This window comes from Dactylosporangium darangshiense, assembly GCF_039537565.1.
GTDB classification, from domain to species: Bacteria; Actinomycetota; Actinomycetes; order Mycobacteriales; family Micromonosporaceae; genus Dactylosporangium; species Dactylosporangium darangshiense.
This window is the reverse complement of record NZ_BAABAT010000046.1, coordinates 33047-57842: the sequence shown is the minus strand read 5'-3', so window position 1 is coordinate 57842 and position 24796 is coordinate 33047. Positions and strand designations below refer to the sequence as shown.

The following is a 24796-nucleotide window of genomic DNA, read 5'->3' as shown; positions in this document are numbered from 1 at the left end:
CCGCGGTGAGCGAGGTGTAGAGCCCGAGCCGCGGGTCTGCCTTGGCGAGGTTTCCTCGACATCGGCACCGGCATCCCGACCAGCCCCAACGTCCACGAGATCGCGCAGGGCATCGCGGCCGAGTCGCGGGTCGTCTATGTCGACAACGACCCCATCGTCCTCGCCCACGCGCGTGCGCTGATGACCAGCACGCCGCAGGGCGCCGTCGCGTACGTCGACGCAGACCTGCGCCAGCCCAGACAGATCCTGACCGCCCCGGCGCTGACCCACACGATCGACCTCACCCAGCCTGTCGGGCTCCTCCTCATCGCCGTGCTGCACTTCCTCGACAACACTGACGACCCGTACGTCGTCGTCGCCGACCTCATCGATGCACTCCCGGCCGGCAGCTACGTCGCGATCTCGCACGCCACGTTCGATCTGCTCGAGACCGAGACCGTCCAACGGCTCGCCCCGTTCACCGACCCCGGCACCGGTCATGGCACCTTCCGGCCGCGCCAGCACCACCAAGTCGCCCGTTTCCGCTGCGGGGGCACGCTGCTCGACCCCGGGTTGTGCTCCACCGTCGAGTGGCGACCCGACCACGACCCGCAGCCCGAGGCCGACGCTGCGTTCGCCATGTCGTGGGCGGGTGTCGCCCGGATCTGACGGGCCGGCACAACGCAGCAGGCGGGCCCTCGCATCACCGAGGCGGAGGATGTATGCCAACGAAGCAGCGTCGCCGGGGTCACGATGAACACTGACCTGCGAGGGCGGGGCAACAGCCGCGACAACACCGCCAGCATGATGCGGCGGGCGCGGCGCAGCCGCCGGATCCGGCGGAGCTGCCCACCACGACTGTGGTGCGGCGACGACACAGGTCGGGCAGCCGGCTGGACTGAGCCGGGACCAGCGGCGATGAGCTGATAGCCGGACGACTGGATCCAGTGCGGTAACAGGTTCGCCCCCTTTGGCGCTGTTTGAGATGTCCGGCCGGTATGCGCGCCCCCGTGGACGAGTCGCCGCATTGTGGTTGGCCCCCGCGCAGCTGTGCGGCTCGACACGGGCCTCCACCTCGCACCTGCCGGCCGGACCCTCGACAGGGACGTCCTTTCAGCGCAGGGAGCAGGCTCATGACCCACACGACGCCGGGACCGTGCCCTGGCAGGCGGTCCCTGCCCGGACAGACGGCGATGGTGCCCGCGGCTCGTGCGAGCGACCCCGCCGGTAGGTGGCGCTGGTCGGCGTGAGCGGATCCCGGCTGTTCGCCCGACCGCCGCGGGTTCTGGCAGTCAGCTCATCGGCCCGCGGACCGCATGACGTCGCCGTGCTCGAGGACCGTTTTCCCACCCTGCTGGCCGAGGCGGAAGGCGGCGACGAGGACGCGTTCCGGGCCATATACGGAGCTGCGGCAGGTGCGCCGCCACCCGCCACCGCCATCTCGCCCGAGCATCTCGACGGCATTGCCGACACGGCCGACACGACCGTGCTGGCCGCCGACCGAATCGGCATTGTCGCCGCGGCGCGACTCATCTCCTCACAGCCCAGGGACCGAGGCGGAGGCGGTGCTGCTCCGCGTCGTGCTCGCCCTGGACACGTGTTGCTGCCGCCGTGGTCGGCAAGCGTCTCGCGGCCGGCCGCACCGCCGCCCGCCGTGGCTTCCGCTGGCTGACCGACCGGCTGCGTACCCGCATGAGGGAGGACACCTGGTGCAGACCGCCAACCACGGTCACCCGACCCCCGACGAAGCCGAATGGCTGCTCAGCGCCTTTGTTCGCCAATACAACCGAAGTGACAACCGCGGGGACGAGCGAGACCACGACCGTGAGCATGACTGGGACCTGCCCGACCACGTGCGGGCCTTGGGCGAGCTGCTCGACCAGGCCAGTGCTCCTGGCAACCCGGACGAGCTGGCCGGTGAGGAGGAGGTTGTTACGGCGTTCCGGGCCGTGTACGCCAACGCCGCTACGCGGCACCTTTCCATCGCCTACCTGTGGCCTACCGGAACGGTCCGGTGGTTGGTGGTCCTGCGGGTGGCCGTGTGCGTCGGGCGCCGCGCTCACCGTCGCCATGGCCCAGGCCGGACCGGGCCGCGACGTGCTGCCCCTGGCCGAGGTTCCGACCAGGCGGCGCCCTGAGCACCCCGGCCGAACCGTGAAGCCGGCAGGTACCGGCAGGCGGCGTCGGCCGCGGTGTCCCGTCACCACCGAACAACGCGACACCGCCGGCCCGCCGCAGCCTACTGCCAGAATCTCAATCGGTGCGGCGGGCAGCGGCACCTCGGCTGCCTCGGCGACGCATGCCCGTGCGGCCGTCCTGCAGCAGTTCCAGGCCACGCTGGCCGAGGAAGCCACCGCCGGGCGAGTCGACGCGGCACTGGCCCAGCACCTGCGCGACCTGGCCCGCCAGGCACAGGACTGTCTCACCTTCGCCAACCCGAACAAGGCCTGTGGACCGCTCAACAACCTCGCCGAGAAGATCACCGCAAGCAGCGTGCGGTCCGAGACGTAGCAGTGACCACGCCGGTAGCCAGCGAATCTGAACGAGTTCCCGGCGGATCGTCGGCGCACCGTTGCCGCATCCGCGAGGATGGGCCTGTCTGCGTCTGTCAATGCTCGTGTGCCCTGGCCAACACCGTCATCGACCTCCACCGCCGCCGGCCGGGCCAGCATCAGAGCTGCAGGGAGCACCATCGTGGATGACTTGACCCCGACCCAGGAAAACCCCGCCCAGGAGATTGTGGCGAAGCCTGCATCGGAGCTGCGGCGGCCGAGCGGGCTGCTCTTGGCGGCCATCGCTCTTACGGCCGTGCTCTGTTCCGGCGGCCTCGGTACTGTGATCTTCGGGTCGGCGCGGCCGACGCTGTCCCACGGCGGCGCCGCGGTGCCCGCCATCGCGCCGCCACCGTCGTCGGCCAGCACTGGTACCTGGCCTGGCCAACCTGATCCGGCCGTCCCCGGTGCCACGAATTCCGCAAGCACTGCAGCTGGACCGGGCACACCCGACGCGTCAGAGCCGGCCAGTACCCCGACCACCGCCACAGCTCCGACGTCGCCATCACTGCCGGCGGTCTACTACCGGAACTGCGGCGAAGCCCGAGCCGCCGGTGCCGCACCGATCGTCCTGGGCGAACCCGGCTACCGCAGCGAACTCGACACCAACCACGACGGGGTCGCCTGCGACAAGCACGACAAGAGCAGGTAACCCCGCGCTGTGCAGCACCGCCAGCCCATGCGCCGGCACCGGATACGCGTCAGCGTCCGCGACCACCTCACGTTGCGCAGTGCCGAGACCGATCAGCGGGGACGCATCTGGCCATCCTTCGGCAACAACCCTGGCCGCCCGCGGGGCAGTAATCGCCCGCCTATTGGGGGAAGCATCTACGGCCGCGGACGAACGCCGATTGGCTTTGTCGGCGAGTATCGGGCCCGTTTGTTCGTGAGGTCGGGTCCCACCAGGCGAGGGGCCGGATCGTGTACTCGTCAGCTCGGGACCCACCTCGATGCCGGCGAGGTCCGGTAGGCAAGAGCCAACTGTTTGCCGTCACCCGCGAGGTCTGCCTGCGCCCAGACGCCGACCGGATCGCCGTTGCGTCCTCGGGTACGGCGATGAACCTCGCAACTAACCCGAGGACGAGCGCAGGACTGCGGCGATCGCGTGGGCCGTGCGGGCGCCCTCGCCGTCCTCGTCGCCGTCGATCCAGGTGTCGTACCAGTCGTTGCCGGGACGCAGCATAAGCTCCAGGCCGGCCAGCGCCTGAGCCCTCGATTGGATAGGCCCGCATCGAACTGCGGCACGGTACAGGGCACACTGACTGGTGTGAGGCGCATTCTGGCGTACGCCGTGGCCGCGATCGTGCATGTGCTGTCCATCGGATGCCTGGCGCTCGGCGCATGGCTGTGCACACGAGACTTCCCTGCTGTCTGGCTGCTGCCCGGCGTCGTGTTGCTCGCGCTCGGCGGGTTGACGATGCCGCGTCCGCCGGCCATGCCGAAGCATGCTGTGCGGCTCTCCCGCGTCGAGGCGCCCGAACTGTACGCCGTCGTTGAGCGGGTCTGCGCCGGGCTCGGTGTACGCCGGCCGCGGGTCGTGGCCGCCGACGATCGTTTCGACGCCGCCAGCGGCGTTGCCGGGTTGCTGCGTCGGCGGTACCTCGTTGTCGGCGCACCGCTCTGGGCGTCCCTCGACGCGCGAGGGCGCGTGGCGCTGCTCGCGCTGGAGCTGGGCCGCTTTGCCCCGGGCGACCCGAGCCGCTCGCCCGTAACCGGGTGGGTGGATCACAGTCTCGCCGAGCTGGAGAGCCTCCTGGAGCCGCAGCGCGACAAGTCGCTGCGCGCGTTGCAGGACCCGGCGGTCCTCGCCGCGATGTCCACTCGGGTCGGCGGCCCGGTTGGTGGGGACCAGTCGCTGGTCTGGATCGTCGAGCTGCTGCTGTTTCCGGTCACGTGGGTGCTGCGCGGCGCGCTGGCGCTGCTGCGCCGCGCCTATCTCGCGCTGCTGCGCCCGGACGCGATCCGGGCCGTACACGCCGCCGACGCCACTGCGGCGCGGGTCGCTGGCTCGGCGGCGGTTGCCGAGGTACTCCTCACCCGGTGGCTGACGCCGTCGATCGTCACCGTGCTTCGCCGCGACGCCAGGGCCGGCGACCACGCGGGCGCGGCCGCCTGGGCGCAGCGCCGGGCGCCGGTGCTGCCGCTCGTGGCGGCCTGGCCGGCGCTCGCCGCCGAGATCCGCGCCGCCCACCCCGTGGCGCCGGCCGGCGGCGACGGTGGCGCGGGCGAGTACCCGCCCTCGCTCGGCCAGCGGGTGGCGGCGTTGCCCCCGGAGGAGCCGGGCGAGCTCGACCTGGACTCGTCTGGCACTGACGCCGAGCTGGAGCCGGTCTACCGCCGGATGGTTGGCGACCTTAGGGCCGGCTGAGCGGGGTGACCACGCGCAGTGCCCGGGCTACGGTGTCGGCCATCGATGGACGCTTTGAGACGTGGACCGCTGACGAGCAACTCGCAGGGTAATTCTGACCTTCGCAAGATCCGTGCCCCGGCACCGAATGCGGGTCAACGTCCGCGGCCAGGTCACGTTCCACCCTGCCGACGCGTACAGCCGCAGCGCCCAACCGTCGAGAACGCACCATCGCCCTCACGCGGCGTTGCGTGACCGGCTCGGTGGACCCGTGTAGCGGGCTGTTGTTGGAAAAGCCCGTCGGCGCGGCCCTAGCGATCGACGGCTACTGAGCCCTCTGCAAAACCGGACCGGGACGGAGCGGGGCGTTGACACAAAGCCCGGAAGCATCGATGCGGTGTGACGGTACGAGACGTTCAAACGCTCCTTGTCTTCGTGAACCGACACAAACCTGGGGAGGATGGACGTTGAGTAGCGTCTCCAACACTCGACCGGAACGCGGTGTCCCGCCGCGAGTCGAAGGCGACCGGCGTATGTCGGCGCCCGGAAATCAGTAGGTGCCAACCATGCGCCACATCCGAACCCTGATCGTCGCGATCGTCGTCGCGCCACTGGCTTGGGTCCTGCTGGCCGTCGGACTGGATCGGTCCGCCAGAGCGTTTCCCGGCGCCGGTCACAGCAGCGCCCTGCACGCTGGCGATTTCGTGACGCCAGTGCTACTGCTGGCCGTGGCCGGGCTACTGCTGGGCGTCCTCGGCACGCTCCGGTTGTCCCCGCTGGGAGCGGTGGTGATCGGCGTCGTGTACACATTGAGCTACACGATGTTGCTCATCGCGCCGTCGCAGACGGCGAAACTGTTCGCCCACGATTTTTGGGTAGCGGACCGGCACGTCGACCTAGCGGTGCCGCTACGAACCGGTACGGCGATGGTGCTGGGTGTGCTGCTGCTGGTCGGTGCGTTCAGCGTGCAGCGCTGGCGGCGCTGGCCGCGCCCCGAAGCCGCGGCGGCCGAGACCACGACGGATTCGGACCGGCCGCTGGGCACCGACTGGCTCGGCCTGACCCCTGCGAACGGGGACACCGAACCCGAGCAGACCGTCCGGTACCCCACCTCGGCGAGCGCCCCGAGCCGCTGGTAACACTCAAGGAAGGCTGACATGGCCGGGGACCGCCGTCCGAACCCGGCGGTCCCCGGCCATGTCACCGCAACGCTCGTCCCCACGCCGATCCGGATCAGACCTCGGTCGATCCGGTCGCCGGCCGGTGAGGTGCGGGCGCCTCCACCACGCCGGTGGTTGACGGCGGGGATGCGGTCGCGCAGGTCGAGCTTGGCCATCGGGTGGCTGATGTGGGCCTCGGCTGTATGTTCGCCGACCAGGGTCATTGCGGGACCGGACCAATCCAGGTGCTGGGGCAGATAGACACTCGGGCGAGCATCGTGAGCAGCTGAGCCGGCCGCCTCTGCCCCGAGCGCTGCGGCTCGCGGCACCGGCGACAACGAGCCCGGCGCCAAGTTCCCAATCGGAGATGTCTCGAAGCGGCCTGGCCTACTCCGGTGGCAGGCCGAGGGAGTCGCGCACTCCTGCGGTGCGCAGAGTCCGCCGCAGCACGTCGGACAGGTTCTCCAGCACGAGCCGGGAGCCGGCCCGTTCGGCCTGTTTGCGTGCGGCGACCAGCGCGCCCACCCCGCTGGAGTCGATGAAGGTCACCAGCTGCAGGTTGAGGTACAGGGTGCCGGGCGGCGGCTGCAGGGCCCGCTCGACACATACCAAGAACCGGTCGGTCGCGGCGAAGTCGAGGTCGCCGCGGGCGACGATGACCGTGCTGCCCCCGATGCGGCCGTGCATATGCAGGGTTAGTTCCACCGCCATCGCGCTACAGCACGCCCGCGTCGCGGGTCACGTCGTGACCGCCGGCAACAGTGGCGCACTCAGTGGAGCCGTGGGCGTGATAGCCGCCAGTGTTGTGGTCGTAGCACTCGAGATCGGAGTCGGCCGAGGCTAAAGGTGTGCTGCTCCTGCGCGGAGAAGTCGATGCCGCAGGCGCCCGGTCGGAGGTGCGACATGCGGGAACGGTGAGTGACATCGGGTCCTTACGTGGGAGGGGATCGGCCGGGTGGGGTTGCCCGGCTTGTGCGATCGGTGTGCGTTGTCGCAAAGAGGAGCGATGCTGGACTAATCCCTGTTACAGCGCCTATCGGCAGAACCGCATACCCGGGTACGAATGCGGCCCCTTTCCCTGACGATCACGGGTGCAACCGGCGCGACCAGGTGACGAGCCTTATCTGCGCCGGCGGTGTGCCGCGGACGGTGACGGGACTGCGCAGGCCGCTCCAGGAGATCGCGTGCGCTGCGGTCGCGGTGGCGGGCAGCGTACCGGGGGCGGTGACGGCCGGGTGGGGCCGCGGCAGGTGCCGCTGCTACGCCAGGCCGCTGCGGCGGCTGGGCTTGGTGCGGTGGAGGTGATGCCGGCGCCGGTGGCGGTGGGCCGGCATCTCTTGGCGGGTGGGCTGCGCCTCGAATCGGCGGCGTGGTCCTGATTGAGGAGGTTGCGCGGTGACCGGTGCTGCGTCGGACCGGGCAGGATTTGAGGTCCTCGCGAGGGTGGATGAGGCGACGGTCACGGCCGACATGCCCGCCGTCGAGCGAGTGGCCATGGGCTCGTGCGGGAGGTGGCGCGTCGGGCCTTGCTGGGGCGCAGGCGGATGTGTACCGATATGTACGGAAAAGAGCTAGTCTCATGTGTGTGAGCACACCGAGGCGGCGGGCCGGCGGCTCGCGACGAGACGATTCGACTGCGGGCGAACGGACCGCGGTCACGAACGCTGAACCACGCGAGGAGCAGCACCGGATCGCCGAAGAGCAGGCCGCGCTGCGGCGCGTGGCGACGCTCGTCGCTCGTGGGGTGGGGCCGGATCTCATGTTCGCCGCGGTGGCCGAGGAGGTTGGTGCGCTCTTCCACGCCGACGTCACGATGATCAAGAGGTTCGAGCCGGATGACCAGGCGACCTTGATGGGAGGCCACGGGCTTAGGCGCCTCGAACCGGGAACGCGCAGCGAGCTGCACCACGATCCCTTCCTCACGTCGGTTCGGCAGACCGGCCGCACTGCCCGCCTCGACGTGGACGACTCGACGTCGGCGAACGTGCCCGAGAAAGTCCGGGTGGAGGCAATCCGCAGCGTGGTCGACGCTCCGATCGTGGTCGAGGGCCATCTCTGGGGCGCGATCTGCGTCGCGTCGCGGCACGAACGGTTCCCCCCGGACACCGAGCAACGGCTGGTCGACTTCAGCGAGCTCGTGGCGACGGCGATCGCGAACGCCGAGGCGCAGACCAAACTGGCGCAGTCGCGCGCGAGCATCGTCGCCGCCACCGACAACACGCGCCGGCGCATCGAGCGTGACCTCCACGACGGGGCTCAGCAACGACTCGTCTCACTGGCGCTGCAGCTGCGCGCGGCACAGACGGCGGTGCCGCCCGAGCTTGGCGAGCTCGCAGCCGAGCTGGACCGCGTCACCGCCGGGCTGACCGGTGCGCTGGACGAGCTGCGCGAGATCGCGCGCGGCATCCACCCTCCGACGCTGGCCGGGGGCGATCTCGGCTCGGCCATGCGCACGCTGGCCCGCCGCTCGCCAGTCCCCGTCGACCTCGAGGTGCGCACGGAAGGGCGGCTGCCAGAGGGGGTCGAGGTCAGTGCCTACTACGTCGTCGCCGAGGCGCTGACCAACGCCACCAAGCATGCACACGCCTCCGCCGCCACGGTCGCCGTCGACACCGTCGACGACGTCCTGCGCATCTCGGTTCGCGACGACGGCGTCGGCGGCGCCGACTTCACCCGCGGCACCGGTCTCGTCGGCCTCAAAGACCGCGTGGAGGCGCTCGGCGGCCGGATGTCCCTCGACAGCCCCAGCGGTGCGGGGACCACCCTGCGAGCAGAGATCCCGCTCACCGGCGCCGGCTTGTCCCGCCAGCTGATCTGAAGCCGCGCGTCAAAGGCGGCATGAGCGAGAGTGACGAGCGCGTTACCCTCGCCGGCATGACGCGGTACCTGGTCGTGCCGGTCGGGGGTCCCTTTCCCCGACCACTGGTCGCGTAGTTGGGTCAGGGACTATCCGGAGTTCCAATGGGCGCCTGAGCCGCCAGGTCCGCCCTACGTCGCGGCCGAACGGGTCGCCGCGCTGCACTTTTCGATCAGCGCAGATGACGAGCTAGTGATCCTCGTCGCGCACAGTGCAGGATGCATGACCGTCGCCGTCTGGGCCGGACAGCCCGGCCGGCCGCCGTCAATCCGCCTGGACCAGATCGAACAGGTCGTGGTCACCACCCTGGAGCAGACACCCCGGTGACGCCACCCACTGGTCGCGCAAGTCAATGGCCGAGCGGTCCGGGCTGTCGAAGTCCACGGTCGGGCGGATCTGGCGGGACTTCGGCCTCAAACCGCATCGGGCGGACACGTTCAAGCTGTCGACCGACCCGCAGTTCATCGAGAAGGTCGTCGACGTCGTCGGCCTGTACCACAATCCGCCCGAACGGGCCGTGGTGCTGTGTGTGGACGAAAAGTCCCAGATTCAGGCCCTGGAGCGGTCCCAGCCCGTGCTGCCGATGATGCCGGGCATGCCCGAGCGGCGTACCCACGACCACGCCGCAACGGCGTCACCAGTCTGTTCGCCGCGTTCAACGTCGCCGACGGCACCGTGATCGGCCAGCTGCACCGCCAGCACCGCGCCACCGAGTTCAAGAAGTTCCTGGTCACGATCGACAAGACGGTGCCGGCCGAGCTGGACGTGCACCTGATCTGCGACAACCACGGCACCCACAACACCCCAGACATCCGCGCCTGGCTGGCCCGCCATCCCCGCTTCCACATGCACTTCACCCCAACCGGCTCATCCTGGATCAACCAGGTCGAACGCTGGTTCGGCTACCTCAGCGAGCAGAAGATCCGCCGCGGCGTCCACAAGAGCGTTCAGGCCCTGGAGGCCGACATCCGGGCGTGGATCACCGACTGGAACAGCAATCCACGCCCATTCATCGACCCTGCTGGCTTTCTCGCAATGGTCTGATTCCGGGCTGGGTTGTGGTGGTGGCGCGGTAGGTGGGTGTGATCGCATGTGGGTATGTCGATGGAGCCATTGCCGTGGCCGGAGACTCCGGCGTTGACGGTGCAGGTCGCGCGCGCGTCGTTCCCGAGGGGGAATGTGGCGATGCGGATCCGGGACGCGCTGGGTGAGTTCGGCGAACGCAGTAGCGACCCGCATTGCCGGCGGGGCGTCGACGGCGAGTTCGTAGTGCCCGCGCCGCAGGTTCTGCATGAAGGCGTGCCCTGCGATGATCACCTGCGCTGTCTTGTCGGTCCCCAGCCCGCGCATTGGTCTCAACCGGTTTGAGCTGGCCATGATCTGCCTCGATCGGATTGTTGACGTACCGCTCGACGTGGTGCCACGCGGACGGGATCAGCTCGTCGAGGACGGCAGGGTAGATCGCGGCGGCGTCGGTGACCACCTCGCTGGGCTTGACCTTCAGTGTGGACAGCGCCCGGCGGAAGAACCTCCGAGCGGCGTCGGCATCGAGGCGGGCAGAGACGAGCACGTCGATGACCTGTCCGTACTGGTCGACCGCCCGGTACACGTACCGCCAGACTCCGTTGACTTTGACGTAGGTCTCGTCGACGTGCCACCTGTCACCTGGTGCATGGCGGGCGAATCGGGCGGCATCGGCCAGCAGCGGGGTGAACCGCTGCACCCACCGGTAGACGGTCACGTGGTCGACCTCGACAACACGCTCGACCAGCAACTCCTCCACGTCGCGGTACGAGAGACCGTAGCGCAGATACCACCGGACCGCGACGACGATCACCTCGGCCGGGAACCGGAACCCGGCGAACGCCGACCTCGGCGGCATCATCGGGCGCTGGTGGGTAGCGGCCTTCATCACTCAAGCCTGCGTCGATCTTGTCCACGGTCAACGCAACAGCGCCGATGTGTTCGAGACCGTGCGCTACCGCAGGATGCCGGTGTGGCCGAGTGAGTAGCGGCCAGGCTGCGGCCATACACACAGGCCGTGCGGCTGCGTGCCGACCTTGATCCGGGCCAGGAGGTGGCCGTCGGTGGTCGACAGCGCGTACACCTCGCTGTTGTAGCGGCCCGACAGCCACAGCACCGTGCCGTCGGCCGAGACGCCGCCCATGTCGGGGCTGCCACCGCCCGGGATCTGCCACTTTGCCACGAGCTGGCCGGTGGCGAACTCCAGCAGCGACACCGAGCCCTCGCCGCGGTTGGCGATGTAGAGGTACTTCGAGTCGCGGCTGATGTACAGGCCGTGCGCGCCGGCGCCGGTCGGCAGGAACGTGCGCACCTTGAACTGATCGCCGTCGAGCACCCACACGCCCGAGGTGTGCATGTCGGCGACGTACCAGGTGCCGCCGTCCGGGGCGATCTTGACGTCCTGCGGCATCGGGTGGTCGCCGGGCAGGTGGATCTGGCCGATGACCTGCTGCTTCTCGACGTCGACCTTGATCAGGTCGCCGGAGAACTCGCAGGTGGCGATGAAGTACCGGCCGTCGGGCGAGAAGTCGGCGTGGTTCACACCGGAGCAGCCGACGGTGAGCGAGTTGACGATCGCCATCGTGTGCGGGTCGCGGAAGACGATCTTGTGGCGAGCCTCGGACATTACCATGGCGTAGCGGCCGTCGGGGGTGAAGTAGAGGTTGTACGGGTCGTCGACCGCGATCGGCTTGCCGAACGCGCCCGTGGCCGGGTCGATCGGTGTGAGCGAGTTGCCGGTGTTGTCGTTCACCCACAGGGTGCGCAGGTCCCACGATGGCACGACGTGCTGCGGGCCGCCGCCGACGCGCACGGTCTGGATGACCTTGTACGTCGATGGGTCGATCACGGTGACGGTGTCGCTGCCGAGGTTCGGCACGTACACGCGCGAGGGGTCGTTCTTCACCACCGCGGCAAAGGCGTTGGGCCGGTCTGCCGCGTAGATGTCGTGCGGGTCGAGCAGCTGCGGCATCCCGGGCAGGCCGGAGCCGGGGCGGGTGCTCGCCTGGCCGGACACCGCGGGTGAGCCGCCCATGCCTGGCATGTCCGACATGTTGGCGGGCGCGTTGTCGTCACCGGGGCCGGCGGGATGCGTGCCGCCGGCCGTGCCGCTCGAACAGCCGGCCAGCAGCAGCACCCCCGCGAGCAGCGCGCCGAGCAGCCGGGCGGTCACGCCAGCAGCTCCGAGGCGGTGACCGGGCGCAGGCCCCGGTCGCGCAGGCCGGCAAGGAGCTTCGGCATTGCGGCGACGGTGCCGGCGTGGCCGAAGTGGAGGCTGATGATCGAGCCGTTTCGGACGCCCTGCAGCGTAGTGCGTACGATCGCGTCGGCCCCAGGGTCGGAGTAGTCCAGCGAGTCGACGTCGTAGGACAGGCACGTCGGGTAGCCGGCCCGGGCCGCCTGGGCCTGGATCCGCGCGGTGCTGTGCTGGGTTTGCGACGGGCGGAACCAGCGGCCGATCGAGCCACCGACGGCGCGCAGGGCGGTCCCACAGCCGTCGATCTCGGCGAATGCCTGCGCCTCGGACATGGTCTTGATGTCGGCGTGATGCAGGGTGTGGTTGCCCAGCTCGTGACCGTCGTCGAGGACCCGCTTGGCCAGTTCCGGCTGCTGCTGCAGCCAGATGCCGACGGCCAAGACGGTGACCTTCGTGTGCGCGGCGGCGAGCGCGTCGAGCAGGCCGCCGACGACGCCGGGCTCGCCCTGGCCGTGGAAGGTGAGCGCGACGGCGGGAACGTCGCGCGGGCCGTTGGCCACCTCCGCGGGCAGTGCTCGAGACGCCACGCTGGGCGACGGAGTCGGGGAAGCGGCCGGCGCCGCGGGCGGCGACGGCGTGGCCTCGGCCTTGGGAGCCGGGGTGTCACAGCCGCCGAGAGCCGCCGCGCCTGCGGCCAGGAGGAGAGTCCGACGGTACATGGCGGCAGCCTTTCCAGCGGTACCTGAGGGAATCCTGAAGAGCGCCACCAGCACCACGGCGGCCTGCGAGGTTCCAAAGCCTGTGTCACTGTGGTTGACGTAGGCAGATGCAGCGCTCGGACCATGCCGTCGGGCAGCATCAGGATGCGGCTCAGACCGATGCGTGGGCTACGAACGGACAACCCAGCACAGGTCATCATCGCCGGACATGCCTTCATGCAGAACCTTCGACACGGCCACCACGAACTCGCCGTAGACGCCCCGCCCGCTCTGCGGGTCGCCGCTGCGTCACCGAACTCGCCCGGGCGATCTGACCGCGGACCCCGACACGGGTTCAACGCGTCCGCCGATCCCACAACGCAACTGTGCCTGACTTGCCCTCCGCGACGATCGGCGCGGGAGTGTCCGCCATCGCGCAATCGCCGAGCCGACGTCCTCTGCCTGGGTTCAGGCGTTCAAGCGGGTGAGGCGTCAGTGACGAGTTCCAACAGGTGGGCGGATGGTCCCCCGATCCGGTCCCACGACGGGGAGACGACCGAGACCTTCCAGGTGGGGCCGATGTCGTCTGGTAGTGCGATTGTCCGCAGCTGCGCGGCCTGTGGTTTCGAGGCGACGTGTCTCGGGACGATGGCGATCCCTAGTCCGCGAGTGACGAGGTCGAGCAGCGTGTGCACGTCGTTGACAGTGCAGCGGATCCGGCGATGGATGCCGTGCGCCGAGAGCAGGTCGTCGTTGAGTGCCCGTACGCCCCAGGTCGGTGCGAAGTCGATGAAGTCCTGGCCTTCCATCTCGCTCCAGGGGACTTGCGACCGCGCGGCGATGGGATGGTCATTGGGCGCCAGCAGGACGAGTGACTCCTGGCCCAGTGTGCGGTGCGGAAGGGAGCCGAGGCGGCGTGCGCCGGCGACGAACGCGACGTCGACGTCCCCGGACCTCACCATGGAGATGAGCTCCTGGGAGCCGGTCTGCGTGAACCGCGTCTCGACGCGCGGATGGCGGCGGTGGAATCGTTCGAGCAGTGCGACCACGTCGACAAAGCCGAGACACTGCTCGGCGCCGATGCTCAGAGAGCCCGTGACCTCGCGACTGGCCTTCACGACGGCGTCCCGTGCTCCCGCTGCGTGCGCGAGCATGTCGCGGGCGTAGGGCAGTAGGGCGACGCCGGCTGCCGTGAGTTCGACCCGACGCGTCGTGCGGTCGAACAGCGCTGTGCCGAACTCCTCCTCGAGGCTGCGGATCGCTGAGGACAGGCCCGACTGCGAGATGCCAGCGACCGCCGCGGCGCGCGTGAAATGACGTTCCTCCGCGACCGCGAGGAGGTACTCCATTTGACGAAGGTCCATTTATGTCCTCTGGCTCTGGATCTGAGAGATTGCAGCTGTTGGACTTCTAGATTAGCGCCTTCATAGAGTTGGGCGCGCCACGCCGTCGCGGCGTGCGCATCCCTGGAGGAAGACCCATGCAGCAGCGCACCATCGGCGGCCGGAACGTCTCGGCGATCGGTCTCGGCGGCATGCCGATGTCCATCGAAGGGCGTCCGGACGAGGCGCGGTCGATCGCCACGATCCATGCCGCGCTCGACGCCGGCGTCACCCTGATCGACACCGCGGACGCGTATCACCGCGACGCGAACGAGGTGGGCCACAACGAGGAGCTCATCGCCCGCGCGCTGCGGTCGTACGGCGCCGGCGCCGCGGACGTCCTCGTCGCCACCAAGGGGGGCCATCTGCGCCCAGGCGACGGCGCATGGACCCGCAACGGCGACCCCGAATACCTCAAGCGTGCGGCCAAGGAGTCCGCGCGTCGGCTCGGCGTCGACGCGATCGGCCTCTACCAGTTCCACCGCCCGGACCCGTCGGTGCCCTATGCGGAGTCCGTCGGGGCGATCCGCGACCTGTTGGATGAGGGCGTCATCCTGATGGCGGGCATCTCGAACGCGGACGTCGCCCAGATCAACGAGGCCCGCGAGGTGCTCGACGGCCGGCTGGTGTCGGTGCAGAACCAGTTCTCGCCCGCGTTCCGCTCCAGTCAGGGCGAGCTCGAGCACTGCGCCGAGCTCGGCATCGCGTTCCTGCCCTGGAGCCCGCTCGGCGGCATCGCGAACGCGAAGGACCTGGCCGGGCGCCACGGAACCTTCGAGGAGGTCGCCGCCGAGGTCGGCGCCAGCGTCTACCAGGTCACGCTGGCCTGGGAGCTCGCGCTCGCCCCCGTCGTGATCCCGATCCCCGGCGCCTCGCGCCCCGAGAGCATCCGCGACTCCGCGGGTGCACCCGACCTCGTGCTCACGGCCGCGCAGGTCGCGCGCCTGTCCGCCTGACCCCGCCACGGAGAGACCATGAAGACCTTCACCCTGCCCGGCACCGATCTGGTGGTGCCCAACATCGTCCTCGGCCTGATGCGCATCCAGGACAAGTCCGACGAGGATGTGCGCACGCTCGTGAACACCGCCCGCAACGCGGGCATCACGTTCCTCGACCACGCCGACGTCTACGGAACGGGGATGCACGGCTGCGAGCGCCGGTTCGCCGAGGCGCTGCGGCTCACGTCGTCCGAGCGCGAGCAGTTCGTCATCCAGTCGAAGGCCGGCATCGTCAAGGATGGCCCCTACTTCGACTTCTCGTACGAGCACATCGTCGAGTCCGTGAACGGATCGCTCGCGGCGCTGGGCACCGACTACCTCGACATCCTGCTGCTGCACCGTCCCGACGCGCTCGTCGAGCCTGAGGAGGTAGCGCGGGCGTTCGACGAGCTGTCGGCCGCCGGCAAGGTCCGCGCCTTCGGCGTCTCGAACCAGACGCCCCGTCAGCTCGACCTGCTGCGCCGGTACGTCACCCAGCCGATCGTTGCGAACCAGCTGCAGCTGTCGATCACGCACGCGCCGATGATCGCCCAGGGGGTCGCAGCCAACATGCAGGGTCTGGACCAGTCGATCGTGCGGGACGACGGGATCCTCGACTACTGCCGGCTGCACGACATCACAATCCAGGCCTGGTCGCCGTTCCAGGCCGGGTTCTTCGACGGCCCCTTCCTGGGTTCGGCCCGCTACCCGGAGCTGAACGCCGTGATCGACCGCCTCTCCGAGAAGTACGGCGTGCCAGGCGAGGCCATCGCCGTCGCCTGGATTACCCGACACCCCGCACGGATGCAGGTCGTCCTCGGCACGACCACGCCCGAGCGCGTCGTCGCGGCGGCGCAGGGGTCGGACCTCCCAATCACCCGCGCCGAGTGGTACGAGCTGTTCCGCGCAGCCGGCTACACCGTGCCGTGACCTGCTACAGAGACTGAATCGTCAAGTTTCGATCAAGGCTGGCACGGCGCGTTGACGTGACCGTGGTCGATGGGTGGCGCATCTGGTCCGGGCGGGCGGTGCTGTTGCGTTCGTCGATTGAAGGCAGGTTGAGCCAGGTGCGCCGAGCTCAGATTGCGGTGGCGAGCTCGCGGAACGCCGCGGCGGTGCGCAGTGCGGGTGGGGCGTCGAGTCCGAGTTCGTAGTGGGCGCGGCGAAGGCTCTGCATGGAGGCGGGTCCGGCGATGGTCGTCCGTGCGGTCCGGTCGGTGCGCAGGCCGCGCATCGGTCTGAGCCGGTGCTTGAGCTGGCTCTGATCTGCCTCGATCGGGTTGTTGGCAGAGCGTTCAACGTGGTGCCACGCCGCGGGACCAGCGCATCGAGCACAGCTGGGTAGACAGGTGCGGCATCGTTGACGACCTCGCCCGGGGTCACCTTCAACGTCGCCAACGCGCGGCGGAAGAACCGGCGAGCGGCGACAGCATCGCGGCGGGCTGAGACCAGCACGTCGATGACCTGGCCGTACTGGTCGACAGCGGGGTAGACGTACCGCCAGCCACCACCGACCTTGACGTAGCTCTCGTCGACGAACCACCGGTCACCGGGCGAGTGCCGGCAGACCGGGCCACATCGGCCAGCAGCGGCCGACCAGCGAACGCAACAGAGCCCACCATGACACTACCTGCGGGCGGTTGCTCGGTCAGCCGAGGCGATCGCCCGAACCCGCTGACGGAGATGCCTCGGCGTAGCCCCCGACGCTTCGGCGGCGGATGATGCGCCCATGAGCGAATTGTCGACGGTCGTTGACGGGCGTGCGGCGTCCTTGCGGTTGGCCGCTGTTGGCGCACTTGGGTTCACCGTCCTATATCTGCTGCACCGGATCGGTCAGGGTCTGGGACCGGACGACGCGGCGCCGGCGACGGTGGCCGCCTATCAGGCGTCGCATCGTGGGGTGCTGCTGGCCAGTGAGGTGGCGTTGGCGTTGGCGCTGCTGGTGTTCGTCGCGGTGCCGGCTGGGCTGGTCCCGCTGGTGTGGAAGGCCGGCCAGGAGGGCCTGGCCGTCGCGATCGGTGTGACCTCGACGGTGTTCGTCGCGATGGGTTTCGTCTCGAGCGCGTCCGAGACCGCATTGGCCAACGTCGGTGACGAGCGGGCGGCCGTGCTCGCCCTGAATCAGTTGCAGGGGCGGGTGCCGGTGGTTTTCGCGTTCACCGCGTTGGCCGCCTGCATCGGGTGGGCGATCCTTCGTACCGGGCTGGCCTGGCGCTGGTTGGGCATCGTCAGCCTGGTCGCCGCCGCGGTGTTCCTGCTCGGGTCGATCTTCAGTGTGCTCGGCCCGACCCCGGAAGGCCGGTCGTCCATCTATGGCATCGGTCTGTCGATCCTGTGGACGCTGTTGCTCGGGATCGGTCTGTTGCGGACCAGCCGGGCGAAGGCCTAGACGAGCAAGTCCTAACTGGCCCTGAGTCCGTGGGTACGGCGAAGGATGTCGATCATCCGTTTGTGACGACAGACATCAACACCCTTCTGACCGCACTCGACGTGAAGATCGACGACTGGCTTGGGGACCGCGGCGGACCGGGCGGCCCCCGAACCGCGGACGCACAGAGCCGACGTCCCACCAGGCCGGCAGACGATTAGTCGGCTTGCTAACTATTAGCTGTCATGCTAAGAATTCTTGTGACCACGAGGCACCCCGAACCACCAACGTCGCCTTCGCTTGAGGACGTGGACCGTGTGTTCCTGGCGCTGGCGCATGAGGCGCGACGCCAGGTGCTGCTCCTGCTCGCCCAGCGCGGCGACGAGCTGCCGTCCGGCTACCTCGCCGCACGCTTCCAGCACAGCTGGCCGACAACGAGCCGCCACCTCAAGGTGCTCGAAGAGGCTGGTCTCGTCGACGTGCGCCGGCAGGGCCGCAGCAGCAACTACCGGCTCAACCGGGCGCGCCTCGAGCAAGTGGTCGGCGGCTGGATGGGGCACCTCGAACCGGTCGATCCTGAACAGCGCTGGAGTTCGTCGGGCCCGAAGTCGACGGCGGCGCTGGCCGAACGGACGCCACCGGGCTCGTGCGAAATGTAGCCGTGCAACTGACAGCCAATGACGGGAATGAAGATGAGCGCGACAACCCCGAAGATCTTCCGTATCACCGTTGAGGTCGCGAACCTCGAAGAGGCCACGAAGTTCTATGCCGAGCTGCTCGGCGTACCCGGGCGGCGGCACCCCGGCGCTCGCCACTATTTCGACTGCGGCGGCGTCATCCTCGCGGTACTCGACGTTACGGAGGGCGGCATGAAACCCGCCCCGGGCGGGAAGTCGATCTACTTCGCCGTTGACGACATCGACGGCTTGCACGCTCGCGCCGCGGCGCTGGAGGCGCTGGCACCGTTCCAGGTGCACGGGCAGCCGGCGAGCGAAGTGATCGAGCGGCCCTGGGGAGAGCGGTCGTTCTACGTCACCGATCCGTGGGGCAACGAGCTGTGTTTCGTCAAGGACGGCACGCTGTACACGTAGGCCCGGTTACGCGTCGGCGGTTCCGAGGCCACGCTGCCTACGCCACCGGCGGCGACGTCAACAACGCCCGGACAGGTCCTTCATGAACGTTGATACCCCGTACCCCGTTGGCTACCTGCCGACCCCGGTGACCGGCTCGCTCGCGGTGGGCGACGCCCGGCCGTTCGCGTTCCGTGTGCTCGGCCCGGACGGCAACCCGGCCACCGAAGACACGACCAGCCATGACAAAGGACCTGCACCCTGATCGTGGTACGCCATGACCTGTCGGGCTATCAGCACCTGCACCTGACGCTGCGGGCCGACGGCCCGGGGTCGGTGCCGCTGGCGGTGGACGCACCGGGGCAGTAGCGGGTCTTCGTCGACTTCAAGCCGGCGCCCCGCGAGGAGGGTCATGTGGTCGGCCTCCAGCCGGAAGGGTCGCGGACCGCACGGTCGCGGATTGTGGGGGTCCCGCGGACGGTCAGCTGTCGGAGTCGAAGGCCCCGTCGAACTCGAAGACCGGGTTGGTCACGTCGTTGCCGTTGGTGTCGGCGATGGTGGCCAGGCCGACGAGCTTGGAGGGGCCGCCGGCGACGTAGGTGGCGTCGGCGTGGGCCTGGACCTCGAACTTGCCCTCTTGGCGCTGGCCGTGGTCGTCGGTGAAGGTGATCATGCAGATCCAGTCGGGTCCGGGGCCGACGTCGGGGACCTTGGGGCCGCCGCGGTCGCACATGGCGCTCGCGCCGATCGACGCGACGGTCACGCCGGACTCGCCGAGGATGGCGGCACGCTGGACGTAGAGGTTCGCGAACGTCGGAGCGATCGCGCGTTCGAGGCGCGGCTTGGTGATGTCCGCGCCGCCGCGGCCGGCGGTGGCGGCGAACACGGCGGCGACGGCCAGGACCGCGGCGGCCGGGGCGACGACGCGGGTGCGGATGTGCGTGCGGGTCATGGGGGTTCAGCCTCCGGTGATGTCGCGGCGGCGCAGCGACAGGTAGCCGATGACGAGACACACGGCGGTCCAGATCGCCGCGACCGCGGCGGCCTGCGCGATCGGGCCGGTGAAGCGGTGCTCGGTGAACAGGCCGTGCCAGGCCTCGAAGCCGGTGGTCAGCAGCAGCCGCCGGGCGAGGTCGAGGCCGCCCAGCGTGGACAACAACTGCATGGCGAAGCCGAATACGACCGGGGTGGCGACGCCGACAGTGGGGTTGCGCGACAGCACGGACAGCAGCAGGGCGAGGGCGGTGAAGCCGAGCAGTGGCGGGATCGCGGTCGCCCACGCGGTGGCGACCAGCGGCAGCGCCGTGCCGGCGGGGATGAGCTGCCCGGACAGGCCCGGCAGCGGCTGGGTGCCGACGATGAGCAGGCTCCCGGCGATCGTGCTCGCCGCGAGCACGACCAGCACGACGAGGTTGAAGGCGACAGCGGTGAGGGTCTTGGCGGCGAAGACCTGGCCGCGGCTCATCGACCGGGTCAGGATGGTCTTCCAGGTGCCGTGCCCGTCCTCGTTGGCGAAGATGTCCCCGGCGACCAGGGCGGCCAGCAGGGGGAACAGCCACTGGTGGGCGAAGGCGAGGATGAGCAGGGCGTCGGCGAAGCCGCTGGCGTGGATGTACCGGCCGTAGATGGTGTCCGACGGCGGCTGCTGCCCCGCGAACACCGCCACCACGACCGGCGGGGCGAGCAGGCAGCCCAGCAGCAGGTAGCGGGCGCGGGCCTGGGCGGCGAGCTTGGCGATCTCCCAGCGCAGCACGGTGGCGGTGCCGGGCCGCCGGGTACCGGTGCGCGGCCTGCGGCCGATGGTGGTGGTCGGGCCGGCGGTCAGGTCGCCGGTGGTGGCGCGGGTCATCGGCGGGCTCCGGTCGTGGCGGCGGGTTCGAGGTCGGCGGTCGGCGCGTCCGGGGCGGACTCGGTGAGCATGAAGAACAGCGCCTCGAGCGGGGTCTCGGACAGGGCCAGGCCGCGCAGCCCGATCCCCGCGGTGACGAGGGCGGCGATGAGCGCGTCGACCTGGGCCTGGCTGCCGCGTACCGCGAGGCCGCCGTCCGCGGCGCCGGTGACGTCCAGCCCCATCCGGTGGGCCACGGCCGTGCTGCGCTCGTCGTCGGTGGTCGCCAGCCGGTGGGCCTGGGCGGGGGCCTGTTCGCGCAGGGTGGCGATGGAGCCGTGGTACACCACCTGCCCGGTGCGCATGATGGTGACGTCGTCACAGATCTGCTCAACCTCGGCCATGTCATGGCTGGACAGCAGCACCGTCAGGCCGCTGCCGGCGAGGCGCTTGACCAGCGCGCGCATGTCGCGGATGCCGGCGGGGTCCAGGCCGTTGGCCGGCTCGTCGAGGACGAGCAGCCGCGGGGCGCGCAGCAGCGCGGCGGCCACGCCGAGGCGCTGGCGCATGCCGAAGGAGTAGCCGCGGACCTTGTCGCGGTCCCGGCCGAGCAGGTCGACCGCGTCGAGGACGTCGTCGACCCGCGCGGCGGCGCCCGGCCCGTCGAGGCCGTCAAGCCCGGCGAGAAGCTGCAGGTTGCGCCGCCCGGACAGGCCCGGGTAGAACTTCGGGCTCTCGATGAACCCGGCCACCCCGTCCAGGGCGCGCACGCCGTCGCGGGGCCAGGAGCGGCCGAACAGCTCCAGGGTGCCGCCATCCGGGCGGATCAGCCCGAACAGCATCCGCAGCAGGGTGGTCTTCCCGGCGCCGTTGGGGCCCAGCACGCCGTAGACCTCGCCCTGGGCGACCTGCAGGCTGATGTGGTCGACCGCGGTCAGCGGGCCGAAGGTCTTGGTGAGGTCGACGGCGTTGACCGCCAGCACATCGCTCATGCCCGGGCACGCTAGCCAGCGCACATGAAACGCACATGAAGCCGTGACTCGGCCGGGCTACCGGCGGCGCCGGGCGTGGTGCAGCAGCAGCCAGACCGCGCCGGCGAGGACCGCGCCGGCCACGGCGTACCACTGGTAGCGACCCAGCGTCGCCTCGATCGCCGGGATATGGTCGCCGACCAGGTACCCGCCGGAGGTCCACGCCCCGACCCACAGCGCCGCGCCGAGCGCGTTGAACACCAGAAACCGCCGCCACGGCATGCCGGTGGCGCCGGCCACGACCCCGTTGAGCTGGCGCAACCCTTCGACGAACCGGGCCGCGGACACCACGATCGGGCCTCGGCGGAGCATGAACCGCTCCATCCGCTCGAGCCGGTCCTCGGTCAGGCGCACGTACCGCCCGAAGCGCAGCACGAACCGCCGCCCGCCGGAGCGGCCGATCCAGTAGCCGATGCTGTCGCCGACAACCGCCGCGACGGCCGCGACCGCGGCGACCACGAAGACGTTGAGCCGGCCATGCCCGGCCAGGCCGGCGGCGAGGATGATCGCGGTCTCGCCCGGCGCGGGCACCCCGAACCCCTCCACGAGCACCAGGGCGGCCAGGCCCAGGTAGCCGAAGTGCCCGACCAGGCCGGTGAACCCACCCACGCCACTCGCCTCCTCACCCTCCCCACGACGACGGTAGCCCGCGGAAGATGAAAGGCGGATGAACGCCGCCGCGGCCGTGGTGGACTTACCGGCGTGCGCATACTGGTGGTCGAGGACGAGCGACGGCTGGCCCGGCTACTCGCCCGCGGGCTGGAGGAGGCCGGCCACGACACCGACGTGCGGTTCACCGGCCCGGACGGGCTGCTCGCCGCCGCCACCGGCCGATACGACGCGGTCGTGCTCGACGTGATGCTACCCGGCCTGGACGGCATCGCGGTCTGTCAGCGGCTGCGCAGCGCCGGCCACCGAGTGCCTGTGATCATGCTCACCGCCCGCGGCGAGGTCCCCGACCGGGTCGGCGGGCTGGACGCCGGCGCCGACGACTACCTGAACAAACCATTCTCCTTCGACGAGCTCCTCGCCCGGCTGCGCGCCTTGCACCGGCGCACCGCCGGCGCCACGGCCTCGATCCTGCGGACCGGCGACCTGACCCTGGACCCGGCCCGCCGCAGGGTCGCCCGCGGCGACACCGAGGTCGACCTGTCCGCACGCGAGTTCGACATCCTCGCCCTGCTCATGGCCCGCGCCGGGCAATGCGTCACCCGCTATCAGATCCTGGACGAGGTCTGGGACGGCGAAACCGACCTGCGCTCCAACGTCATCGACGTGTACATCGCCACCCTGCGCGCCAAGGTCGACAAGCCGTTCGGCCGGCACGCGATCGAGACGCTGCGCGGCGTCGGGTACCGGCTGCGCCCCGACGGCGGCTGACGTGGCCCCGATGCGCACGCTGCGGTCCCTGCGCTGGCGGCGGCTGCCGCTACGGGTGCGGCTCATCGCCGGCTTCGCCGCCGCGATGCTCGTCGTGCTCACGGGCGCCGGGGCGTTCGTCTACCTGCGGGTGCAGTACGCCCTCGACCGGCGCCTCGACGCCGACCTCACCGCCCAGTCCACGGCGGTCACCACCGCCCTGCACGACGGCACCCTCGGGCCGCGCAACCCGGCCGTCGTCTCCGGCGGCCTGTACCAGATCCTCGACCCCACCGGTGCGGTGCTCAACGCCAGCCCCGGCCTCACCGCCCGGCCGCTGCTCACCCCGACGGAGGTCGCCGCCGCACGGCGCGGGCCGGTCCGGACCGACCGTGGCACGCTGCTGCCGATCAGCGTCGAACCGCTGCGCGTCCTGGCCACCCCGCTCGACCCGAACGAACCCGGGGCCGTGGGCCGGCCGGCGATCGTGGTCGTCGCCGTCCGCCGCGACCAGCGCGACGAGGCCCTGCGCGAGCTCGTCGCCCAGCTCGCCCTGGCCAACCTCGCCGCCCTCGCCGTCGCCTCCCTCGTCGGCTACCGCCTCGCCCGCGCCGCCCTCGACCCGGTCGAGCGCTACCGCGGCCAGGCCGCCCGCATCGCGGCCGGCGCCAACGGCGTCCGTCTCGACGTCCCCACCGGCGACGACGAACTGACCCGGCTCGGCCGCACCCTCAACGACATGCTCGCCGCCCTGGACACCTCGCTGGAGCGGGAACGGCGCTTCGTCAGCGACGCCAGCCATGAGCTGCGCACCCCGCTGACGCTGCTGGCCGCGGAGCTGGAGCTCGCGTTGCGACGGCCCCGCCCCGCCGCGGAACTCGAGGAGGCGCTGCGCGCCGCCGCCACGGACACCGCCAGGCTCATCGCGCTCGCCGACACCCTGCTGGCCGTCGGCGTTCAGGCCGCGCCCGGCCCGGCCACGCCCGCGGTGGACCTGGCCGTCGCGCTCCCGCCGATCGTGCAGCGGTACCGCAATGCCGCCGACCTCACCGACACCGCGCTGCGCACCGACCTCGAACCTGCACCGCCGGTCCGCATCGACCCGGCCCGCCTCGAACGCATCGTCACCAACCTGCTCGACAATGCCGTGCGGCACGGCGCGGCGCCGATCACCGTCGCCACCGGCACCACCGGCGGGTACGCCCGGCTCACCGTCCACGACGCCGGCCCCGGCATGCCGGCCCAGTTCCTGCCGCACGCCGCGGAACGATTCGCCCGTGCCGACACCGCCCGTACCACCCCGGGCACCGGCCTCGGCCTGTCGCTGGTCGACGCCATCGTCGCCGCACACGACGGGCATCTGTGGTGGTGCTCCGGCGCCGCACACCACCACCCGCAGCCCGCTCCGTTGCCGTGCACCCATCCCGGCACCGGCACTACAGTCACCGTCCTGCTCCCAGCAGCGCCGGAATCGACCAGCTCGGCGGCTATCGGCGGATGACCGTGCGCGCGCCCGCCACGACGGCGTCGCCGACCTCGGCGGCGCCCATCGTCTGCGCGAGCCGCTCCAGCGGCGCGGTCGCCGCCAGGTGCGCGAACTCCAGCGGCGTCACCAACCCGGAGCCCGCACCGACCGCGACGGCCGCGACTACGAGCACGAGCACCATCACCCCGGAGCCGCCGGCCTCGCCGGTCACGGCGGCGGCTCGCCGCTACTCATGCGGAGCCAGCCGGATCAGCCGGTACCTTGCCGGGGTTCCGGAGCTGGAGAACCGCTCCCGTCTGCTTCGTGCAGCGGCCGGCCACACACCGAGACGCTGCTTTGGAAGCCGATCGGGTGCAGGTGTCGGCTGACATCAAGCTAGTCGATCTCGCTGAAGACGCTGGTCGACTGGGCGCCGACACCGCAATCTATGGTCCGAGTGGCCCGGCACGGACCTCGCCAAGATTTCTCCAAAGGTCCTGTAG

Annotated in this window: 24 protein-coding genes and 5 pseudogenes; 18 read left to right on the top strand and 11 right to left on the bottom strand. The window is 70.4% G+C overall.

Annotated features, from left to right (window positions below; translation table 11 throughout):
* The first annotated feature begins 36 nt into the window (after positions 1–36).
* The 6 genes from ABD901_RS47155 (at position 37) to ABD901_RS47130 (ending at position 6017) form a co-directional block, all read left to right on the top strand.
* Positions 37–648: an SAM-dependent methyltransferase gene (locus ABD901_RS47155; RefSeq protein WP_345138549.1), complete on the top strand. Its 612-nt coding sequence runs from the start codon at positions 37–39 to the stop codon at positions 646–648.
* A 562-nt stretch (positions 649–1210) separates the two neighbouring features.
* Positions 1211–1651, top strand: a complete 441-nt coding sequence (locus ABD901_RS47150; RefSeq protein ID WP_345138463.1) for a hypothetical protein — start codon at positions 1211–1213, stop codon at positions 1649–1651.
* A 425-nt stretch (positions 1652–2076) separates the two neighbouring features.
* Complete coding sequence (locus ABD901_RS47145; protein WP_345138461.1) at positions 2077–2490, top strand: hypothetical protein; 414 nt, start codon at positions 2077–2079, stop codon at positions 2488–2490.
* Positions 2491–2673: 183 nt separating this feature from the next.
* Positions 2674–3183, top strand: coding sequence for an excalibur calcium-binding domain-containing protein (locus ABD901_RS47140; RefSeq protein ID WP_345138460.1), 510 nt, complete (start codon positions 2674–2676; stop codon positions 3181–3183).
* A gap of 615 nt (positions 3184–3798) precedes the next feature.
* Positions 3799–4899 (top strand): M48 family metallopeptidase, encoded by a 1101-nt coding sequence (locus ABD901_RS47135; protein WP_345138457.1) that lies wholly within the window; start codon positions 3799–3801, stop codon positions 4897–4899.
* Positions 4900–5444: 545 nt separating this feature from the next.
* On the top strand, positions 5445–6017 hold the full coding sequence (locus ABD901_RS47130) for a hypothetical protein (protein ID WP_345138455.1): 573 nt from the start codon (positions 5445–5447) through the stop codon (positions 6015–6017).
* Between the two features lie 408 nt (positions 6018–6425).
* Here ABD901_RS47130 and ABD901_RS47125 read toward each other — a convergent pair whose 3' ends face one another.
* Complete coding sequence (locus tag ABD901_RS47125) at positions 6426–6749, bottom strand: STAS domain-containing protein (RefSeq protein ID WP_345138453.1); 324 nt, start codon at positions 6747–6749, stop codon at positions 6426–6428.
* A gap of 874 nt (positions 6750–7623) precedes the next feature.
* On the opposite strand from ABD901_RS47125, the gene ABD901_RS47120 reads away from it, so the two are divergent.
* The 3 genes and pseudogenes from ABD901_RS47120 to ABD901_RS47110 all read left to right on the top strand — a co-directional run.
* Entirely contained in the window at positions 7624–8856 is a 1233-nt protein-coding gene (locus ABD901_RS47120) for a GAF domain-containing sensor histidine kinase (protein ID WP_345138451.1), read from the top strand.
* A 108-nt stretch (positions 8857–8964) separates the two neighbouring features.
* A pseudogene (locus ABD901_RS47115) lies at positions 8965–9129 on the top strand (hypothetical protein); the annotation flags it as partial.
* 12 nt (positions 9130–9141) lie between these two features.
* Positions 9142–9906, top strand: a pseudogene (locus ABD901_RS47110) (IS630 family transposase); the annotation flags it as partial.
* A 186-nt stretch (positions 9907–10092) separates the two neighbouring features.
* Here the strand turns inward: ABD901_RS47110 and ABD901_RS47105 are convergent.
* From ABD901_RS47105 to ABD901_RS47090, 4 genes and pseudogenes are all read right to left on the bottom strand, one after another.
* A pseudogene (locus ABD901_RS47105) lies at positions 10093–10777 on the bottom strand (IS6 family transposase); the annotation flags it as partial.
* A 96-nt stretch (positions 10778–10873) separates the two neighbouring features.
* Positions 10874–12091 (bottom strand): YVTN family beta-propeller repeat protein, encoded by a 1218-nt coding sequence (locus ABD901_RS47100; protein ID WP_345138448.1) that lies wholly within the window; start codon positions 12089–12091, stop codon positions 10874–10876.
* Entirely contained in the window at positions 12088–12834 is a 747-nt protein-coding gene (locus tag ABD901_RS47095; RefSeq protein ID WP_345138445.1) for a polysaccharide deacetylase family protein, read from the bottom strand. The genes ABD901_RS47100 and ABD901_RS47095 overlap by 4 nt, the downstream gene beginning before the upstream one ends.
* Positions 12835–13289: 455 nt before the next feature.
* A complete protein-coding gene (locus tag ABD901_RS47090) occupies positions 13290–14162 on the bottom strand; it encodes a LysR family transcriptional regulator (RefSeq protein WP_345138443.1) in 873 nt (290 codons plus the stop codon).
* 131 nt (positions 14163–14293) lie between these two features.
* Between ABD901_RS47090 and ABD901_RS47085 the strand changes: the two genes are divergently transcribed.
* Both ABD901_RS47085 and ABD901_RS47080 read left to right on the top strand, forming a co-directional pair.
* Entirely contained in the window at positions 14294–15151 is an 858-nt protein-coding gene (locus ABD901_RS47085) for an aldo/keto reductase (RefSeq protein WP_345138441.1), read from the top strand.
* Positions 15152–15169: 18 nt separating this feature from the next.
* The gene (locus tag ABD901_RS47080; RefSeq protein WP_345138439.1) at positions 15170–16102 is read left to right on the top strand and encodes an aldo/keto reductase; all 933 of its coding nucleotides are present in this window, start codon (positions 15170–15172) and stop codon (positions 16100–16102) included.
* A 148-nt stretch (positions 16103–16250) separates the two neighbouring features.
* On the opposite strand, the pseudogene ABD901_RS47075 reads toward ABD901_RS47080, so the two are convergent.
* A pseudogene (locus tag ABD901_RS47075) lies at positions 16251–16764 on the bottom strand (IS6 family transposase); the annotation flags it as partial.
* Between the two features lie 137 nt (positions 16765–16901).
* Between ABD901_RS47075 and ABD901_RS47070 the strand changes: the two are divergent.
* From ABD901_RS47070 to ABD901_RS47055, 5 genes and pseudogenes are all read left to right on the top strand, one after another.
* Entirely contained in the window at positions 16902–17561 is a 660-nt protein-coding gene (locus tag ABD901_RS47070; RefSeq protein WP_345138436.1) for a hypothetical protein, read from the top strand.
* Positions 17562–17623: 62 nt separating this feature from the next.
* A pseudogene (locus ABD901_RS59290) lies at positions 17624–17716 on the top strand (IS982 family transposase); the annotation flags it as partial.
* A 141-nt stretch (positions 17717–17857) separates the two neighbouring features.
* Positions 17858–18199: an ArsR/SmtB family transcription factor gene (locus ABD901_RS47065; RefSeq protein WP_345138434.1), complete on the top strand. Its 342-nt coding sequence runs from the start codon at positions 17858–17860 to the stop codon at positions 18197–18199.
* A 33-nt stretch (positions 18200–18232) separates the two neighbouring features.
* Complete coding sequence (locus tag ABD901_RS47060; RefSeq protein ID WP_345138431.1) at positions 18233–18631, top strand: VOC family protein; 399 nt, start codon at positions 18233–18235, stop codon at positions 18629–18631.
* Positions 18632–18713: 82 nt separating this feature from the next.
* On the top strand, positions 18714–18875 hold the full coding sequence (locus tag ABD901_RS47055; RefSeq protein WP_345138429.1) for a hypothetical protein: 162 nt from the start codon (positions 18714–18716) through the stop codon (positions 18873–18875).
* Between the two features lie 216 nt (positions 18876–19091).
* Here the strand turns inward: ABD901_RS47055 and ABD901_RS47050 are convergent, their stop codons facing one another.
* From ABD901_RS47050 to ABD901_RS47035, 4 genes are read right to left on the bottom strand one after another with little or no spacing between them, the layout of a single operon-like run.
* Entirely contained in the window at positions 19092–19562 is a 471-nt protein-coding gene (locus ABD901_RS47050; RefSeq protein ID WP_345138426.1) for a hypothetical protein, read from the bottom strand.
* A 6-nt stretch (positions 19563–19568) separates the two neighbouring features.
* Positions 19569–20459: an ABC transporter permease gene (locus ABD901_RS47045; RefSeq protein ID WP_345138424.1), complete on the bottom strand. Its 891-nt coding sequence runs from the start codon at positions 20457–20459 to the stop codon at positions 19569–19571.
* Positions 20456–21430 carry an ABC transporter ATP-binding protein gene (locus tag ABD901_RS47040; RefSeq protein ID WP_345138422.1) on the bottom strand — a complete coding sequence of 325 codons (975 nt, stop codon included), beginning with the start codon at positions 21428–21430 and terminating at the stop codon, positions 20456–20458. The genes ABD901_RS47045 and ABD901_RS47040 overlap by 4 nt, the downstream gene beginning before the upstream one ends.
* A 57-nt stretch (positions 21431–21487) precedes the next feature.
* Positions 21488–22078 (bottom strand): DedA family protein, encoded by a 591-nt coding sequence (locus ABD901_RS47035; RefSeq protein ID WP_345138420.1) that lies wholly within the window; start codon positions 22076–22078, stop codon positions 21488–21490.
* A 93-nt stretch (positions 22079–22171) separates the two neighbouring features.
* Here ABD901_RS47035 and ABD901_RS47030 point away from each other — a divergent pair, with 93 nt between their 5' ends.
* On the top strand, positions 22172–22849 hold the full coding sequence (locus ABD901_RS47030; RefSeq protein ID WP_345138418.1) for a response regulator transcription factor: 678 nt from the start codon (positions 22172–22174) through the stop codon (positions 22847–22849).
* Positions 22850–22859: 10 nt separating this feature from the next.
* Positions 22860–24329, top strand: coding sequence for a sensor histidine kinase (locus tag ABD901_RS47025; protein WP_345138415.1), 1470 nt, complete (start codon positions 22860–22862; stop codon positions 24327–24329).
* Here ABD901_RS47025 and ABD901_RS47020 read toward each other — a convergent pair.
* A complete protein-coding gene (locus tag ABD901_RS47020; RefSeq protein ID WP_345138412.1) occupies positions 24316–24525 on the bottom strand; it encodes a hypothetical protein in 210 nt (69 codons plus the stop codon). The genes ABD901_RS47025 and ABD901_RS47020 overlap by 14 nt on opposite strands.
* Positions 24526–24796: the final 271 nt, after the last annotated feature.